Raw genomic sequence first — 16,771 nt, forward strand, 5'->3', positions numbered from 1 at the left:
GGTGAATTTAATTTTTCCTTTTCTTCACTAACTTAACCACTGCTTCTGTTCGTGCAGTGTGGGGAAACATATCGACCGACTGGATATACTGGAGGTCATAGACTTTTACTAGTTTAACTAAATCTCGTGCCAAGGTCGAAACATTGCAGGATACATAGACCATCTTTTCTGGAACATAGGTCAGAATGGTATCCAATAGCTTATCATCTAAGCCTGTACGAGGAGGGTCGACTATCAGGGCATCTGCTCGGTAGCCATCTTGATACCAGCGTGGAATAATCTCTTCTGCTGTCCCCGCTTCGTAATGGGTATTGTCAAATCCCATTTTTTTAGCATTTCGCTTGGCATCTTCAATGGCTTCTGGAATAATATCCATCCCTCTGAGACTCTTGACCTTATTTGCGAAGGCAAATCCGATTGTCCCAACACCGCAATAGGCATCAATCAGATGATCCTCTTCGCTGACATCCAGAGCCTTAACTGCTTCACTATAGAGAATTTCTGTCTGCTCGGGATTAAGCTGATAAAAGGCTCGGGGCGATAGTGAAAACTCATAATCAAGTACTCCTTCTTGAATTCTCTCTTGACCCCAGATAATTTCTGTCTTTTCACCATAGATTTCACTTGTTTTTGCTGTATTTGTATTGACTGCAACTGTGACGACTTCTGGAAAATCTTTAACTAAGTCTTTTACTAGCTGGGTTAAATTAAGCTGACGATTCGTAACAATGATTATCTGAACTTGCCCCGTTTTTCTTGCTCTGCGTACCATGATGGTGCGAACACCGAGTGTTTTTCTCTCATCTGTGATTGGAATTTGGTGGTAAGTAAGAAGTTCAGCTAGGCGATTCGCAATCACTTGGGTTTCCTTATCTTGCACCAAACAATCTTTTAACTCTACGAGATAATGAGAGTTTTGCGCATACAAACCTGCCTTGACCTGATTTTTAAATTTCCGAGTCTGGAATTGAAGCTTAGCACGGTAGTACTTTGGTTCCTGCATTCCGATAGTTGGACGGATTTCATAGTTTTCATATCCTGCAGGGGCAAATTTTTTCAGGGCTTGGTGGAGCAGATCCGTTTTGAACTCTAACTGTTTTTCATAGTGGAGGTGCATGATTTGGCAACCACCACATTCATTATAAATCGTACAAGCTGGTACGACTCGAAATTTAGACTTCTTATTAACCTTTAGTAATTTTGCTTCAACAAAGTTGCGTTTAATAGAAGTAATCTGACAATAGATATCTTCTCCTTTGAGGGCACCTGGCACAAAAACGAGGGTTTTCTGGTAGAAACCGATTCCCTCACCATTGATACCCATCCGCTTGATTTTTAAAGGTATTTTTTGTTTGACTTTCAGATTCATACCCCTATCTTATCACATTTTAGGGTATAATAGAACTATGAAAATCACAAAACTTGAAAAGAAAAAACGTCTCTACTTGATGGAGTTAGATGGACAGCAAACATCTTATATCACGGAAGATACCATTGTCCGTTTTATGTTGTCTAAAGATAAGGTGGTTAGCAAGGAAGAATTAATCGAGATACAGGGCTTTGCTCAGTTTTCTTATGGTAAGAATCTCGCCCTCTACCATCTATCATTTAAAGCTCGAACCGAAAAGGAAGTTCGTGAGTATCTGAAAAAGTATGATCTTGATGAAAAAATCACTAGTCAAGTTATCGCTAACCTAAAAGAAGATAACTGGATTAATGACCATCAGTATGCTTATTCCATCATCAATGCCAATCAACTTTCTGGAGATAAGGGACCCTATGTGCTAGCTCAAAAACTGTCTCAAAAAGGGATTGCCAAATCAACTATTGAAGAGGTTTTAAAGGATTTTGATTTTTCAGAGATTGCTCAACGTGTTGCAGAAAAACTGCTTAAAAAATACAATGGAAAGCTTCCCTCTCGTGCCTTGCAAGATAAGATTATCCAAAACTTGACGAACAAAGGCTTCTCCTATTCTGATGCTAAAAGTGCCTTTGATGACTTGGACAGTCAAGTCGACCAAGAAACGACTCAAGAACTCATTTTTAAAGAGCTAGACAAACAATATGCTAAGTATGCTCGAAAGTATAAAGGATACGAACTTAAACAACGTTTAACCCAAGTTTTAGCTCGAAAAGGCTATGATTTTTCGGATATAGCCATCGCTCTCAGAGAATATCTTTAATATTTTCGTGTAAAATTCAAAAAAATTAGACCGATTTATGATATAATAGTAAACGATAAACTTATAAATTGTAGAAAGTTGGTTAGTTATGAAACTTCCAAAAGAAGGCGACTTTATTACAATTCAAAGTTATAAGCATGATGGGAGTCTTCACCGTACTTGGCGAGACACCATGGTACTAAAAACAACAGAGAACGCCATTATCGGCGTCAACGACCACACACTTGTTACCGAAAGTGACGGTCGTCGTTGGGTGACTCGAGAACCGGCTATTGTTTACTTTCACAAAAAATATTGGTTTAATATTATTGCCATGATTCGCGATAATGGGATTTCCTACTATTGCAATATGGCCAGCCCCTACTATCTAGATGAGGAAGCCCTGAAATACATTGATTATGATTTGGATGTCAAGGTCTTCACTGATGGTGAAAAGCGTCTCTTGGACGTTGAAGAGTATGAGCGCCATAAACGCAAAATGAAGTATTCTGATGATTTAGACTATATTTTGAAAGAGCATGTTAAAATCCTTGTTGATTGGATCAACAATGGACGCGGTCCTTTCTCAGAGGCCTATGTCAACATTTGGTACAAACGCTACATAGAACTAAAGAATCGGTAAAGTTGTCAAACCGGGGTGAGAGCCCTGGTTTTTTATTTGAAAAACCCAGCCTGGAAGCTGGGTTAATTTCTATATATCTAATTTAGTAACAGTAAACTTGATGTGGGAATAGTCTTTTTCAACATCCTTATCCAACAAGAAAGCCGTGGCATCCTTCTTAACCTGAACAAGATCAATGTTCTGGGCTTGAGCTGCATAGACACATCCACAATAACATTGACGATAAATATCATACTCCTCGCACATCTCCACCGAACGCTTGTAACCTTGGTTTTTCTTGAAATCACTTGGGAGATAGTGGGTTGTATAAATCTTTTGCACATCAATTCCGATGCTGTTGATGGTTTGAGAATTCTTATGGGGACTGATGGTCAAGGCTGAACCAAAGTAGTCAAATCCCAAATCCATAGCCACTTGCGCTGTTTTGTCCAGACGGTAATCAAAGCACACCTTGCAACGGTCGCCACCTTCGGGTTCTTCTTCAAGTCCTCTGACTAGCTTTCGGTATTCATTTGGTTCGTAGGGAGCTTCAAGATACTGAACCGTATTTCCCGTTCGCTCATTGAAATCACTGACAAATTTTTTGGTGACATAAGCCCGCTTGTGGTATTCTGCCTTAGGATGGATATTGGAATTGGCAAAATAGATGGTCACATCAGCGTATTTGGTCAGGTACTCGAGGGTGTAGGTGCTACAAGGAGCACAGCAAACATGCATGAGAATAGTGGGACGTTGCTCATTTTTTTCCCAAACCTGAACCATTTTCTGCATGACACGGTCATAATTAATCTTCTGATTGGGATTCATCTTGCTCAGAATTTCTTCTACATCAATCATGTTCTACTCCTTTTACTAGTCTTATTTTATCACATAAGTTAGGGGAGCTCAAATCTATTTTATAAAAAGGAAGCGATAAAAGGAGGGATGCTCATTCCCTCCTTTTGTGTTTTTTATGATTTGCTTAGTATTAACAGCTTACATCATTCCACCCATCATGCTTGGATCCATGGCTGGAGCTGGGGTTACTAGTTCTGGTTTATTGGCTACGACTGCTTCTGTTGTTAAAATCAAGCTAGCTACAGAGGCTGCATTTTGAAGGGCAGAACGACTAACCTTAACTGGGTCAATGATTCCTTCTTCAATCATATTAACCCACTCGCCAGTTGCTGCGTTGAAGCCTGTACCAACTTCAGCATTTTTCAAACGGTCAATAACAATAGAACCTTCGAATCCTGCATTGTGGGCGATTTGACGAACAGGTTCTTCCAAGGCGCGGAGAACAATGTTGCGTCCTGTCGCTTCGTCTCCTGTCAATTCCAAATCAGCTACGGCTGGAATGACATTGGCAAGAGCAGTTCCACCACCTGCAACGATGCCTTCTTCAACTGCTGCACGAGTAGCGTTGAGGGCATCTTCAATGCGGAGTTTCATTTCTTTCAACTCCGTTTCAGTTGCAGCTCCGACCTTGATAACTGCGACACCACCTGACAATTTTGCCAAGCGTTCTTGCAATTTTTCACGGTCAAATTCAGAAGTTGTTGTTTCGATTTGAGACTTGATAACCGCAACACGGTGAGAAATAGCTTCAGGATTTCCAGCACCTTCTACGATAACAGTGCTATCTTTGTCCACAGTTACTCTCGCTGCTTGACCTAGCGCCTCAATAGTCGCATCTTTCAACTCAAGACCAAGATCTTCTGTGATGACTGTTCCGCCTGTCAAGATAGCGATGTCTTCTAACATAGCCTTACGACGGTCACCGAAACCAGGAGCCTTAACAGCAACTACATTGAAAGTTCCACGAATCTTGTTCAATACAAGAGTCGGAAGAGCTTCACCATCTACATCATCCGCAATAATCAAGAGTGGACGATTGCTTTGGAGAATGCTTTCTAGAAGTGGCAAGATTTCTTGGATATTTGAAATCTTCTTATCGGTAATCAAAATGTATGGATTTTCAAGGTCAGCCACCATTTTTTCGCTATCTGTCACCATATACTGTGATAGATAACCACGGTCAAACTGCATTCCTTCTACGACTTCAAGTTCTGTTTCCATACCACGTGATTCTTCAATAGTGATGACACCGTCTTTCCCAACTTTTTCCATGGCTTCAGAGATGTATTCGCCGACTTTCTCAGAACGAGAAGATACCGCAGCAACCTGAGCGATGGCTTCTTTATTAGCAACTGGAATGGCATTGTTTTTCAAGGCTTCTACAGCTGCAGCAACCGCTGCTTCAATCCCACGACGAATGCCGATTGGGTTGGCACCTGCAGTGACGTTTTTGATTCCTTCGCGGACGATGGCTTGAGTCAAGACTGTTGCAGTCGTAGTTCCGTCACCTGCGATATCATTGGTTTTTGAAGCTACTTCTGATACCAATTTGGCACCCATGTTTTCAAAATGGTCTTCTAATTCAATTTCTTTAGCAATAGTAACACCGTCATTGGTAATCAATGGTGAGCCAAATGATTTTTCAAGAACGACATTACGGCCTTTTGGTCCCAAGGTTACTTTAACAGTGTCTGCAAGGATATCGACACCACGAACCATAGCTGAACGAGCATCAGATGAAAATTTAATTTCTTTTGACATACTTACTTTCTCCTTCTATTCTTCAATGATAGCCAAAATATTAGCTTCACCTACGATGATGTACTTTTCATCGCCTTCTTTGACATCAATACCTGCATGGGCTTCAACTAAGACACGGTCTCCAGTTTTTACGCTTGGAGCTACTAAGTCACCGTTCAAAGTACGAACACCTTGTCCAGTAGCTACAACTTGGGCTGTTTTGGTTTTTTCTTGGGCTGAGCCTGCAAGGACAAAGCCTCCAACAGTTTGTTCTTTTTCTTCGATTTTCAAGACAACACGGTCTCCTAATGGTTTCAACATCTGTTTTCCTCCATGATAAACTAGATATTATTAGCACTCTTTGTGACTGAGTGCTAATTTATAGTTCTATTGTATCACTTGGTCAGAAATAGTCAAGAAAAAAGTCTGACTTTCTCAATATAAAAAAGCCTGAGACCAACTCAGACTTTTCAATGCTTATACTCAATGAAAATCAAAGAGCAAACTAGGAAGCTAGCCGCAGGTTGCTCAAAGCACTGCTTTGAGGTTGTAGATAAGATTGACGAAGTCAGTTACCTATACCCACGGCAAGGTGAAGTTGACGTGGTTTGAAAAGATTTTCGAAGAGTATTAAAATGGCAATTCCTCCTCTTCCAAGACCAAATCTGCCAAATCCTGTCCTGCGTTATTTTCACGCATGGCACGTTGGGCACGGCTTTCTAAAAGTTGGAATCCTGTGGCAAGAACTTCAGTCACGTAGTTCATCTGGCCATTTTTCTCAAAGCGACGGGTACGAAGTTCTCCATCCACAGAGATAAGACTACCTTTAGTTGCGTAGCTTGCCAAGGTTTCAGCCAATTTCCCCCAAAGAACCAAATTGACAAAATCAGCTTCACGTTCCCCGTTTTGGTCTTTGTAACGACGGTTCACAGCGATAGTTGCACGCGCTACTGACTTGTCATTGTTGGTTTTGTGCAATTCTGGTGTAGACGTTAAACGTCCAATAAGAATAACTTTATTATACATATTTTCTTCCTCCTACTTATCTATTCGCAAGGAATCAAAAAAAGTTACAGAAATTTGTAACTTTTCGAGAAAATTTTTTATTTTTTATGAACCATGAAACCTGTTGCCTGTTGATTGGCCATAATGGTCATATCTGTAATCTGCACACGACGAGGCTGACTGGTCACATAGATCACTGTATCTGCAATATCCTGAGCTTGCAAGGCCTCAATTCCCTGATAGACGGTGGCAGCACGCTCTTTATCACCATGAAAACGAACTGTAGAGAAATCTGTTTCGACAATCCCTGGTTGAATGGTGGTCACCTTGATGTCCGTTGTGATCGTATCAATTCGCAGTCCATCTGAAAAAGTCTTGACTGCAGCCTTGGTGGCTGAGTAAACCGCTGCCCCAGCATAGGCATAGATTCCTGCGGTCGATCCCATATTGATAATATGACCTTGATTGGCTGCTACCATAGAAGGCAAGAAACAGCGAGTGACTGCCATCAACCCCTTGACATTGGTATCTAACATGGTCAGCATATCCAACTCTTCATAGTCTTGATAGGGAGCCAAGCCAAGAGCTAGTCCAGCGTTATTGACCAAGATATCAATCTGCCCTATCGTTTCTAGAATATCGGAACAAACAGTCTTGACCATGGTCATATCCGTCACATCCAGAGGAAAAGTCCAAACTGTTTGATTTGGAAACGTTTCTGCAAACTCTGACTTGAGGGTCTCTAGTCTGTCTGTCCGTCGCCCTGTTAGAACGACATTCGCCCCCTGCTCCAGATAAGCACGCGCAATCGCTTCACCGATTCCTGAGGTCGCTCCTGTAATCACTACATTTTTCGCCATCTTATCCCCCTCTATCTGATCTATCAAATACCGACAATTTCCTAGGCAGTCCAGTGTTTGACTGGGTCAAATGGAGTTCCGACAACTTGGTCTTCTGATAATTCAATAACCCCACGTTTTTGCGGAGCATTTGGCAAATGCAATTCACGAGGGCTGCACATCATGCCAAAACTCTTTTCACCACGAAGTTCGCCTGGGAAAATGAGATTGCCTTTGGGCATCATCGCTCCAGGAAGAGCTACAATGGTTTTCAACCCAACACGTGCATTGGGAGCTCCTGCAACGATTTGCACTGTCTTGTCACTTGCGACTGCAACTTGGCAGATGTTGAGGTGGTCACTATCTGGGTGAGCTACCATCTCGACAATCTCACCGACAACAAACTTGGGCTCTTTGTTGTTGATAATTTCTTCCACAAAGCCTTCCGCCTGCAATTCTTGGTTCAAACGTGCGACTCGCTCATCTGTCAAAAAGACTTGACCGCGCTCTGCAATTTCAAACAAACTTGAAACTTCGAAAATATTCCAAGCCACTGTTTCCCCATTATCTTTGAGGAAAATACGGGCTACCTTGCCTTTGCGCTCCACGTCTAGTTTGGCATCTCCGCTGTTTTTCACGATGACCATAAGGACATCGCCAACATGTTCTTTGTTATATGTAAAAATCATTCTTTCCTTTTCTCCTATTTCAGTCCTGCTAAAAAGTCGTTAATTTCTTCCTTGCTTTTACGGTCGCGATTGACAAATCGGCCGATTTCCTTGTCCTTTTCTAGCACAACAAGGCTAGGAATCCCGTAAACATCCCAGAGTTTGGCCAGATCCATGTACTGGTCACGGTCCACTCGAATAAAGGTGAACTCTGGATTGGTCTCCTCAATCTCTGGCAAGGCAGGATAGATATAACGACAATCGCCACACCAGTCCGCCACAAAAAGGAAGACCTTCTTGCCATCTTGCTCGACAAAACCTGCTAGTTCTTCTATACTATTGGGAGTAATCATAAGACTTCCTCCTCATAGACTAGGTCTTCATTTTCATAGACAAAGGTATAGTGACGACCATCCTCGAAAATGACTCCTCCGACCAGTCGCTCTAGACTACTTTCGTAGACTTGAACATAGAGAGTCGCAATCTCACCCATATCTGAGAAAAGTTCGCGCACGATAGCGGTCAACTCTTCTTGAGTCTTCATGAGTTTGTGGTTATCTGCTGCTTTTTTAGCCCCTAAAGCAAGGGCACTTAGACCAGCCACAGTCAAGCCAGTCATCCATAATTTCTTAGCTTTCATACCATTCATTGTAACACAAAAAGGGCTCTAGGACAAATAGGGAAGCTGTATAGGAGCAAGGCAATTAAAAAACCTCTGAGATTCTTCTCAAAGGTTCTGATTGTGCTAATTACTGTTCTCGACTGCTGCAGTAACAAAGGCAGTGTAGAGTTCTTCTGGACGGTTCGGACGACTGGAAAGTTCAGGGTGATACTGACAAGCCACAAAGAATTTATTTTCAGGAATTTCCACAATTTCGACCAAACGATTGTCTGGAGAAACACCTGAGAAGACAAAACCTGCTGTCTCAAACTGTTCACGAAAGGCGTTGTTAAACTCATAACGGTGACGGTGACGGCGTTGCACCACTTCTTGATTGTGATAAGCAGCCGCTGCTTTAGAGCCACGTTTCAACTTAGATGGATAAAGTCCCAAACGAAGAGTTCCACCCATATCCTCAACATCAACCTGATCACGCATAATATCAATGATAGGATATTTTGTTTCTGGTGCAAGTTCTGCAGAATTGGCACCTTCAAGCCCTAAAACGTTACGAGCAAACTCGATACAAGTCAACTGCATTCCCAAACAGACTCCCAACATTGGGACATCATTCTCACGCGCATAGCGGATGGCTTGGATTTTCCCTTCCGTACCACGTTGACCAAAACCGCCTGGTACGATGATTCCGTCCGCATCAGACAAGAGTTCTGCTACATTCTCTGCTGTCACATCATTGGCATTGATCCAATTAATCTTCACTTCTGCGTCGTTGGCATACCCAGAGTGTTTCAAGGCTTCGACCACTGAGATGTAGGCATCTTGCAACTCCACATACTTACCGACAAGGGAAATTCTAACTTGTTTCTTGAGGTTCATGACCTTATCCACCATAGCTGACCACTCTGTCATATCCGCTGCTGGTGCATCTAGTTTCAAATGCTCACAGACAATTTGGTCCATGCCTTGTGCCTGCAAGTTCAATGGAATTTGGTAAAGGTGCTCAACATCCAAAGACTCGATAACGGCTTCTGGTGCCACATCACAGAACTGTGCTAGTTTGTTTTTTATTCCTTGACCAGCTGGTTTCTCTGTACGAATAACCAACATATTTGGCTGGATTCCCAAACCACGCAATTCTTTTACAGAATGCTGGGTTGGTTTGGTCTTCATTTCACCAGCAGCCCTGAGGTAAGGAAGCAAGGTTGTATGGATATACATGACATTATCTGCACCCACATCTGCCTTCATCTGGCGAAGAGCCTCTAGAAATGGCAAGGACTCGATATCCCCAACAGTTCCACCAACCTCTGTGATAATGACATCCGAGTCGGTCGTTACAGCGGCACGCTTGATTTTTTCTTTCAAAGCATCTGTGATATGAGGAATGACTTGAACAGTTGCCCCAAGGTATTCTCCACGGCGTTCTTTACGAAGAACTTCACTGTAAATTTTACCAGTTGTCACGTTTGAGTATTTGTTAAGATTGATATCGATGAAACGTTCATAGTGACCCAAGTCCAAATCTGTCTCAGCCCCATCATCTGTCACAAAGACTTCCCCGTGCTGGTAAGGGCTCATGGTTCCCGGATCGATATTGATATAAGGGTCAAACTTCTGAATAGTCACTTTTAGACCACGATTTTTCAAGAGACGGCCCAGACTTGCTGCCACAATCCCTTTCCCAATAGACGACACCACACCACCAGTTACAAAAATATATTTCGTAGACATAGATTCCTCTTTCTAAAATGCTCAAGGTCTTGTTGACTACGAGGGGACATAGAAAACAAGACCCTTATGAATAACGACTTTTCAAGAAAACTTCCTGAAAAACAAAAATAGCTCCCTAGTAACTAGGGAGCCCCGACCTCTAAAAGAGGTGCCCGAACAATATAATACCTTAAAGCAGAACATTTGTCAACCCGAATGGGTAAAACATGAAAAAAAGGAGATTGTTTTCAGAAAACCAGCTAAAGATCCGCATTCAAACGGATGACCTGCTCAAGGAACAAAAAAGGAGATCAGGCAATCTCCTCTGTGAAGTCTTTTACTCTTCTTCACTCGTTTCAGCGTCATCGTCAGAAAACTCGTCGTCTTCTTCGTTGAGATCCACGTCTTCACCCAAGTCATCAGGAGCGATTTCGTTGATTTCTGCATCATAAGCTTCCACTTCATTTTTCTCATCATCTGGATTTTCATCATCGTATGAAAGAGCTGGATCTGCTTCGTATGCATCTTCGTCTTCTGGATCATCCGCATTGTAGTCAATGGCATCTGAATCACCATCCATAAAGGCATTGACGCGTTTTTTCTTAGCTTTTGGTGCTACTTCATCGTCGTCACTTTCTTCAAGAGCGATGATTTCTTCGTCGATTTCGTCCACACCATACCATGAACGAAGACCCCATTTGTTGTCCCCAAGAGAGATGAAGCTACCGTCAAAGTTCAACTCTGTGTAGAACAAAGGCAAAGCTTCGCGGATATCGCTGTTTGATGTTCCAAGGTAGTTTTGAATTTCGTTTACAAGATCGCTAAAATGCATCTCATGATCGCGACCACGAAGTTCCAAGATAGCACGCGCCACCTCAATCATAGATAGTTCACTTTTTTCTTGCCCAGCAAATACTTCTAATTCCAAAGCGTTTCTCCTCATTTTTACTACTATCGCCAGAGCGAACAAACTCTGACCTCATTTTATCATGTACTCTTTATTGTACGATAATTTTGCGGAATAGTCAAAGGTTAAATGGGAGAAAGTGACAGGACTTTTTATTTCTTTGCTACCCAGCCGATGGTATCGATGGGAGCTTGGTACGGGCACGAATTGACTGAATTTTCATGTGGTAAGCTACTTTCTATATTTTTTATTTCTTCTTGCATCATTAGTTTGTAGATTACCATTATTTTCAAATTTTTCAAGATATTTTTTTTTAAATATATTTTTTGTGCCAATCTTATTTTCCATAAGAAAATCATTCAGTGATTCAAATAATTCGCTACTTGTTTTCTCGTGGTCACCTAATGTCTCTAAAACTCTGTCTAATACTTGTTCTTCTTTTTTATTATATACTGATACTTTTTGCTCAATAAATAATAGTCGACATTTTATTCCCATACTTGATAGAACATCATAATGTTGGGATAAATTAACCATCGAAAAGAAAGGAAGTATTTCGCTTGCTTTTTTATCATATCTTTTATCTATTACTCCATATATAACTTCAATCTTGTCATCTGGTTTAAAATAATCTTCTTCAAACAATTCATTGATATTTTTAATAAATAATATCTCATTTTTATATAACTGAGCAGATACAACTCCTTGAGCAAATAAATGACTTAAGTTTGCAGAGGAACCACCTTTTTTTATGTGAATAAATTGTTTATTAATTGTTATAATGTCAGCTGGTTCAATTTTACTATGGCCATAATCTTTCAATTGAAAGTTCTTCTTATCAAATAGTTTAAAGCGATTAGGATCAGATTCTGCAAATTTTTCATTGAATTCTCCCTCATTCCAATTTTCAGCACAGCTAGGAATTGCGGGATCATTGAATTTTTCTATATGATCAATTTTATTTACAATATCTGTATAATAGGTTGATTCTACTTTAAACCAGTCGCCATTATTTATAAAAAATTTTTCATTATTGTGATCAATTTCAATAAATAAAGCATCATAAATACTTGATATTTTCTGTGCAGAGTCGTTTGTCCAACAATATAAGGAACAACTTTTTAATTTATCTATTATTATTTTATCTTCTATATTTTTAGAAAGAAACTCCCAAAACTGTTCTGAAGGGATATCGTCATAAAAATTTTCCTTAATTTTATGACTAATATTCATACCTGATATAAAATATCCTTCTATATCAAGATAAGAGACAATTTTGTTAGGAGCAATAATAGGATTTTCTAATCGTTTATCTGTGATATGATCAAGTAATACTCCATCTAGTTCTGAGATAATTTCCTTTTCTTTAACATACTGAACATGATCAATCCACTCCAACCCTTTTTCTTTGTAGTTTTCACTAGAATACGCATCTAAAATTTCGTTTAACAAATCAGATAAAGTTACATCTGATTTAGCAGAAAATCTAAGATTATCAGCCCCATTTAACGTCGAATAATGACTATCATATGAGGCACGACCTGAAATTGATTTTAAAATATCAGCGTTTGTATCAATATGTAAATCAGAATGAGACCCATAGCTTAAAGCCTGTCTTTGAATATCTAGATAGTTTGTGGATATATTTAATGAATTAAGACTTTTGATATTACTTTCTTCAATAAGATTAACAGCCGTTCTTAATCCAAAATTCCTAACTATAGATTGCTCATTCAACATAGTTCGACCGTATCCAAAAACCAAACTAAAAACATATTCTACTTCATTTTTTACATATTTAAGCATCATAACAGCTTTATTCGATTTGTTTTTATATAAATCACTATCCAATTCACCCTTAGTATAGGACCTAAGAGTATCTAACCACTCTACTGTGTTCTCTTCCGTAGAAGCAATATATATTATTCCTTCTTTGAAATTATTATGTTTTTCTACATCCAAATCATGAGAAGCAATCCCCTCTAAGTCACCTTTCAAGCACTTCTTGAAATCATTGGTATTATGTAATATCAAATTATAATTTTCAGTATTCTTACCCATTAATACTTCCTCAAAAATCTATTTTAGTTCATTATACCAAAAAACACGGCTTCTCACCGTGTTTCTGTGTTTATCTCACCAACTTCTTCATCTCATCAATACGTGCGATGGTCGCATCATATTTAGCTTGGTAGTCGGCTTGTTTGTCGCGTTCTTTTTGGACGACTTCTGGTTTGGCATTGGCTACGAAGCGTTCGTTAGAGAGCTTCTTACCGACCATATCCAGTTCTTTTTGCCATTTATCCAATTCCTTGTCGAGACGAGCCAGTTCTTCTTCGACATTGAGGAGGTCTGCCAGTGGCAAGTAGATTTCTGCTCCTGTGATGACGCTTGACATTGCAAGTTCAGGTGCAGGGATGGTTGATGCGATTTCCAAGTGTTCTGGATTTGTGAAGCGTTTGATATAGTTGACATTGCTGTTAAAGAATGCTTCCAAGTCGCTATCGCTTGTCTTAACAAGGATGGTGATTGGCTTGCTTGGAGCAACGTTTACTTCCGCACGCGCATTACGAACCGCACGGATCAAGTCTTTAAGACTTTCCACACCAGTGTGAGCAGCAAGGTCTTCAAAGGCTGGGTTAACAGTTGGGTATTCCGCTGTGACGATAGATCCTTCTGAGATTTGTCCAAAAATTTCCTCTGTCACGAACGGCATGATAGGGTGAAGGAGACGAAGGATCTTGTCCAAGGTGTAAAGGAGAACAGAACGTGTGATGACTTTCTCTTCTTCATTATCGCTATAAAGGACTTCCTTGGTCAACTCAACGTACCAGTCCGCAAACTCATCCCAGATAAAGTTATAGAGGATGTGTCCAGCAACACCAAACTCAAATTTATCAAAGTTTTCAGTGACTTTGCCGATCGTTTCATTGAGGTTGTGGAGAATCCAGCGGTCTGTGACATTTCCAGCTTCCTTGTTGGCAACTTTTTCTACATTAGCCGTTGCTTGCTCAAGGGTCAATCCTTCATTGTTCATGAGGATGTAGCGAGAGATGTTCCAGATTTTGTTAATGAAGTTCCATGAAGCATCCATTTTCTCGTAAGAGAAGCGCACGTCTTGCCCAGGTGCAGAACCATTTGAAAGGAACCAACGAAGGGCATCGGCACCGTATTTCTCGATGACATCCATTGGGTCAATCCCATTACCCAGAGATTTAGACATCTTGCGTCCTTGCTCGTCACGAATGAGACCGTGGATCAGAACGTTTTGGAATGGTTGACGACCTGTGAATTCCAAGGATTGGAAAATCATACGAGACACCCAGAAGAAGATGATGTCGTAACCTGTTACCAAGGTTGAAGTTGGGAAGTAACGTTTGAAGTCTTCTGAGTTGACATCAGGCCAGCCCATGGTTGAGAATGGCCAAAGGGCAGAACTGAACCAAGTATCCAAGACGTCTTCGTCTTGAGTCCATCCGTCACCTTTTGGAGCTTCCTCACCAACGTACATTTCACCTTCAGCATTGTACCAAGCAGGGATTTGGTGACCCCACCAGAGCTGACGAGAGATAACCCAGTCGTGAACATTTTCCATCCATTGGAGGAAGGTATCATTGAAGCGTGGCGGGTAGAATTCTACCTTGTCGTCTGTATCTTGGTTGGCAATAGCATTTTTGGCCAATTGGTCCATCTTGACGAACCATTGCGTAGACAAGCGTGGCTCAACCACTACACCTGTACGCTCTGAGTGACCAACACTGTGGATACGTTTTTCAATTTTTACAAGGGCACCGATTTCTTCTAATTTAGCAACGACTGCTTTCCGAGCTTCGAAACGGTCCATACCTGCAAATTCGAAGGCCAAGTCGTTCATAGTTCCGTCGTCGTTCATGACGTTGACTTGTGGCAAGTTATGGCGTTGACCAACCAAGAAGTCATTCGGATCGTGGGCAGGCGTGATTTTCACGACACCTGTACCAAACTCAGGATCTGCATGTTCATCCCCAACGATTGGGATGAGTTTATTAGCGATTGGAAGGATGACATTTTTACCGATCAGGTCCTTGTAGCGTGGGTCTTCTGGATTGACCGCAACGGCAACGTCCCCAAACATAGTCTCAGGACGAGTTGTCGCCACTTCAAGGGCGCGTGAGCCGTCTTCTAGCATATAGTTCATGTGGTAGAAGGCACCTTCCACGTCCTTGTGGATAACTTCGATATCAGAAAGGGCTGTGCGAGCTGCTGGGTCCCAGTTGATGATAAACTCACCACGGTAGATCCAGCCTTTTTTGTAAAGGTCCACAAAGACCTTGCGAACGGCTTTTGACAAACCTTCGTCAAGGGTGAATCGCTCACGAGAGTAGTCTACAGAGAGTCCCATCTTGCCCCATTGTTCCTTGATAGTCGTCGCATATTCGTCTTTCCATTCCCAGACTTTCTCTAGGAATTTTTCACGGCCGAGGTCATAGCGGGAAATGCCCTCGCCACGCAAGCGCTCCTCAACCTTAGCCTGAGTGGCAATCCCCGCGTGGTCCATCCCTGGAAGCCAAAGGGTGTCAAAACCTTGCATGCGTTTTTGACGGATGATGATATCCTGTAAAGTCGTGTCCCAAGCGTGACCAAGGTGAAGTTTCCCAGTTACATTTGGTGGTGGAATCACGATAGAATAAGGCTTAGCCTTTTTATCGCCAGAAGGCTTGAAAACATCTTCATCAAGCCATTTTTGGTAACGACCAGCCTCAACCTCGGCTGGATTGTATTTAGGTGAAAGTTCTTTCATTTTAGTTCTCCTTTTTTTGCTTTTACATATAATTTTATAGTACTATTAAACTTGTTTAAACCCATTCTTTTACCTATATTTAGTAAAAATTTGGCTACTCTTCCTTCTTCTTTCTTATGATTCAATAGATAATAATAGCCAAAGAGTATACTAAATAATATTAACACTGATACTACAAGAAATAACATTGAATATACTCTTGTTGCCCCGTTGCTTAAATAATCTTCAAAAGAACATGGACTTTTCTTTTCAAAGAATGACGATATTATAAGTGAAAAGTAAAATAAAAATGTAAAAATATAAATAACAAATTTATTAATTGACCACTTATATTTTAACTCTTTTGGAACATTTTCTATTTTTTTCCACCTCTTAGATACATGAGAAAGTCCTCTGAATTAATAAAATTCCACAATGTTATAAAACCAGTGACTAGAGCCCACCATTTTATATCAAATGCTCCTAGTAATAATAAGATTGGAAGAAAAACTATCATAAGAACTAGGAGAGTTCGTACTTTTATCCCAATCATTATTGCTAAGAGTGAAAAAATTAATGAGTATGCTAACAGAAGAAAGTAAATCTCCTTAAACTGTTCATCTAAATTTACATTAAAAGATGAAAGTAATATTTGTATCCAAACGAGTAGTACAATCCATAAGAATCTAAAGACAATACTCCTTATAGCTAATGCAAGTTTATCTTCATCATTTTTTCTATCCAACTTATAATAATTTGATAAAGCAAAGTATGACATAGATAACATTACCATAACTAAAAGTAATAGATATTTTATAATAGGGTAATTAGCTTCCCGAATACTATAGATTATGAAAATTATTCCAGCAAATGAAAGAA

General features: G+C 40.5%; 15 protein-coding genes. 2 read left to right on the forward strand and 13 right to left on the reverse strand.

Features of this window, described 5'->3' with window-relative positions; all coding sequences use genetic code 11:
• Nucleotides 1-7: 7 nt before the first annotated feature.
• On the reverse strand, nucleotides 8-1,369 hold the full coding sequence (gene rlmD / locus ACVBD2_RS08600; protein WP_461685616.1) for a 23S rRNA (uracil(1939)-C(5))-methyltransferase RlmD: 1,362 nt from the start codon (nucleotides 1,367-1,369) through the stop codon (nucleotides 8-10).
• Nucleotides 1,370-1,406: 37 nt separating this feature from the next.
• On the opposite strand from rlmD, the gene recX reads away from it, so the two are divergent.
• The gene (recX, locus tag ACVBD2_RS08605; protein WP_049478835.1) at nucleotides 1,407-2,183 is read left to right on the forward strand and encodes a recombination regulator RecX; all 777 of its coding nucleotides are present in this window, start codon (nucleotides 1,407-1,409) and stop codon (nucleotides 2,181-2,183) included.
• Between the two features lie 88 nt (nucleotides 2,184-2,271).
• A complete protein-coding gene (gene ntdP, locus ACVBD2_RS08610; protein ID WP_000775318.1) occupies nucleotides 2,272-2,805 on the forward strand; it encodes a nucleoside tri-diphosphate phosphatase in 534 nt (177 codons plus the stop codon).
• Between the two features lie 69 nt (nucleotides 2,806-2,874).
• Here ntdP and ACVBD2_RS08615 read toward each other — a convergent pair whose 3' ends face one another.
• The 12 genes from ACVBD2_RS08615 to ACVBD2_RS08670 all read right to left on the reverse strand — a co-directional run bounded on the left by ACVBD2_RS08615 (nucleotide 2,875) and on the right by ACVBD2_RS08670 (nucleotide 15,913).
• Nucleotides 2,875-3,642 (reverse strand): epoxyqueuosine reductase QueH, encoded by a 768-nt coding sequence (locus tag ACVBD2_RS08615; protein ID WP_000567567.1) that lies wholly within the window; start codon nucleotides 3,640-3,642, stop codon nucleotides 2,875-2,877.
• Nucleotides 3,643-3,780: 138 nt separating this feature from the next.
• Nucleotides 3,781-5,403 (reverse strand): chaperonin GroEL, encoded by a 1,623-nt coding sequence (gene groL, locus ACVBD2_RS08620; protein WP_049478834.1) that lies wholly within the window; start codon nucleotides 5,401-5,403, stop codon nucleotides 3,781-3,783.
• A gap of 15 nt (nucleotides 5,404-5,418) precedes the next feature.
• Nucleotides 5,419-5,703, reverse strand: a complete 285-nt coding sequence (gene groES, locus ACVBD2_RS08625) for a co-chaperone GroES (RefSeq protein WP_461685617.1) — start codon at nucleotides 5,701-5,703, stop codon at nucleotides 5,419-5,421.
• A 309-nt stretch (nucleotides 5,704-6,012) separates the two neighbouring features.
• A complete protein-coding gene (locus tag ACVBD2_RS08630; protein WP_000282436.1) occupies nucleotides 6,013-6,408 on the reverse strand; it encodes a single-stranded DNA-binding protein in 396 nt (131 codons plus the stop codon).
• A gap of 77 nt (nucleotides 6,409-6,485) precedes the next feature.
• Nucleotides 6,486-7,247 (reverse strand): SDR family NAD(P)-dependent oxidoreductase, encoded by a 762-nt coding sequence (locus ACVBD2_RS08635; RefSeq protein ID WP_001107742.1) that lies wholly within the window; start codon nucleotides 7,245-7,247, stop codon nucleotides 6,486-6,488.
• A gap of 41 nt (nucleotides 7,248-7,288) precedes the next feature.
• Nucleotides 7,289-7,915, reverse strand: coding sequence for a YtpR family tRNA-binding protein (ytpR, locus tag ACVBD2_RS08640; RefSeq protein ID WP_461685618.1), 627 nt, complete (start codon nucleotides 7,913-7,915; stop codon nucleotides 7,289-7,291).
• Nucleotides 7,916-7,929: 14 nt separating this feature from the next.
• Nucleotides 7,930-8,247, reverse strand: a complete 318-nt coding sequence (locus ACVBD2_RS08645; RefSeq protein WP_139690250.1) for a thioredoxin family protein — start codon at nucleotides 8,245-8,247, stop codon at nucleotides 7,930-7,932.
• The gene (locus ACVBD2_RS08650) at nucleotides 8,244-8,543 is read right to left on the reverse strand and encodes a DUF4651 domain-containing protein (protein WP_002875970.1); all 300 of its coding nucleotides are present in this window, start codon (nucleotides 8,541-8,543) and stop codon (nucleotides 8,244-8,246) included. Before ACVBD2_RS08650 ends, ACVBD2_RS08645 begins: the two co-directional genes overlap by 4 nt.
• 96 nt (nucleotides 8,544-8,639) lie before the next feature.
• Nucleotides 8,640-10,247, reverse strand: a complete 1,608-nt coding sequence (locus tag ACVBD2_RS08655) for a CTP synthase (protein ID WP_461685619.1) — start codon at nucleotides 10,245-10,247, stop codon at nucleotides 8,640-8,642.
• 316 nt (nucleotides 10,248-10,563) lie between these two features.
• Nucleotides 10,564-11,154: a DNA-directed RNA polymerase subunit delta gene (gene rpoE / locus ACVBD2_RS08660; RefSeq protein WP_000418415.1), complete on the reverse strand. Its 591-nt coding sequence runs from the start codon at nucleotides 11,152-11,154 to the stop codon at nucleotides 10,564-10,566.
• A 210-nt stretch (nucleotides 11,155-11,364) separates the two neighbouring features.
• Entirely contained in the window at nucleotides 11,365-13,194 is a 1,830-nt protein-coding gene (locus ACVBD2_RS08665) for a DUF6119 family protein (RefSeq protein ID WP_084925590.1), read from the reverse strand.
• 70 nt (nucleotides 13,195-13,264) lie between these two features.
• Nucleotides 13,265-15,913 (reverse strand): valine--tRNA ligase, encoded by a 2,649-nt coding sequence (locus ACVBD2_RS08670; RefSeq protein WP_461685620.1) that lies wholly within the window; start codon nucleotides 15,911-15,913, stop codon nucleotides 13,265-13,267.
• Nucleotides 15,914-16,771 lie beyond the last annotated feature (858 nt).

The sequence above is a fragment of the Streptococcus sp. KHUD_018 genome (genome assembly GCF_054861215.1).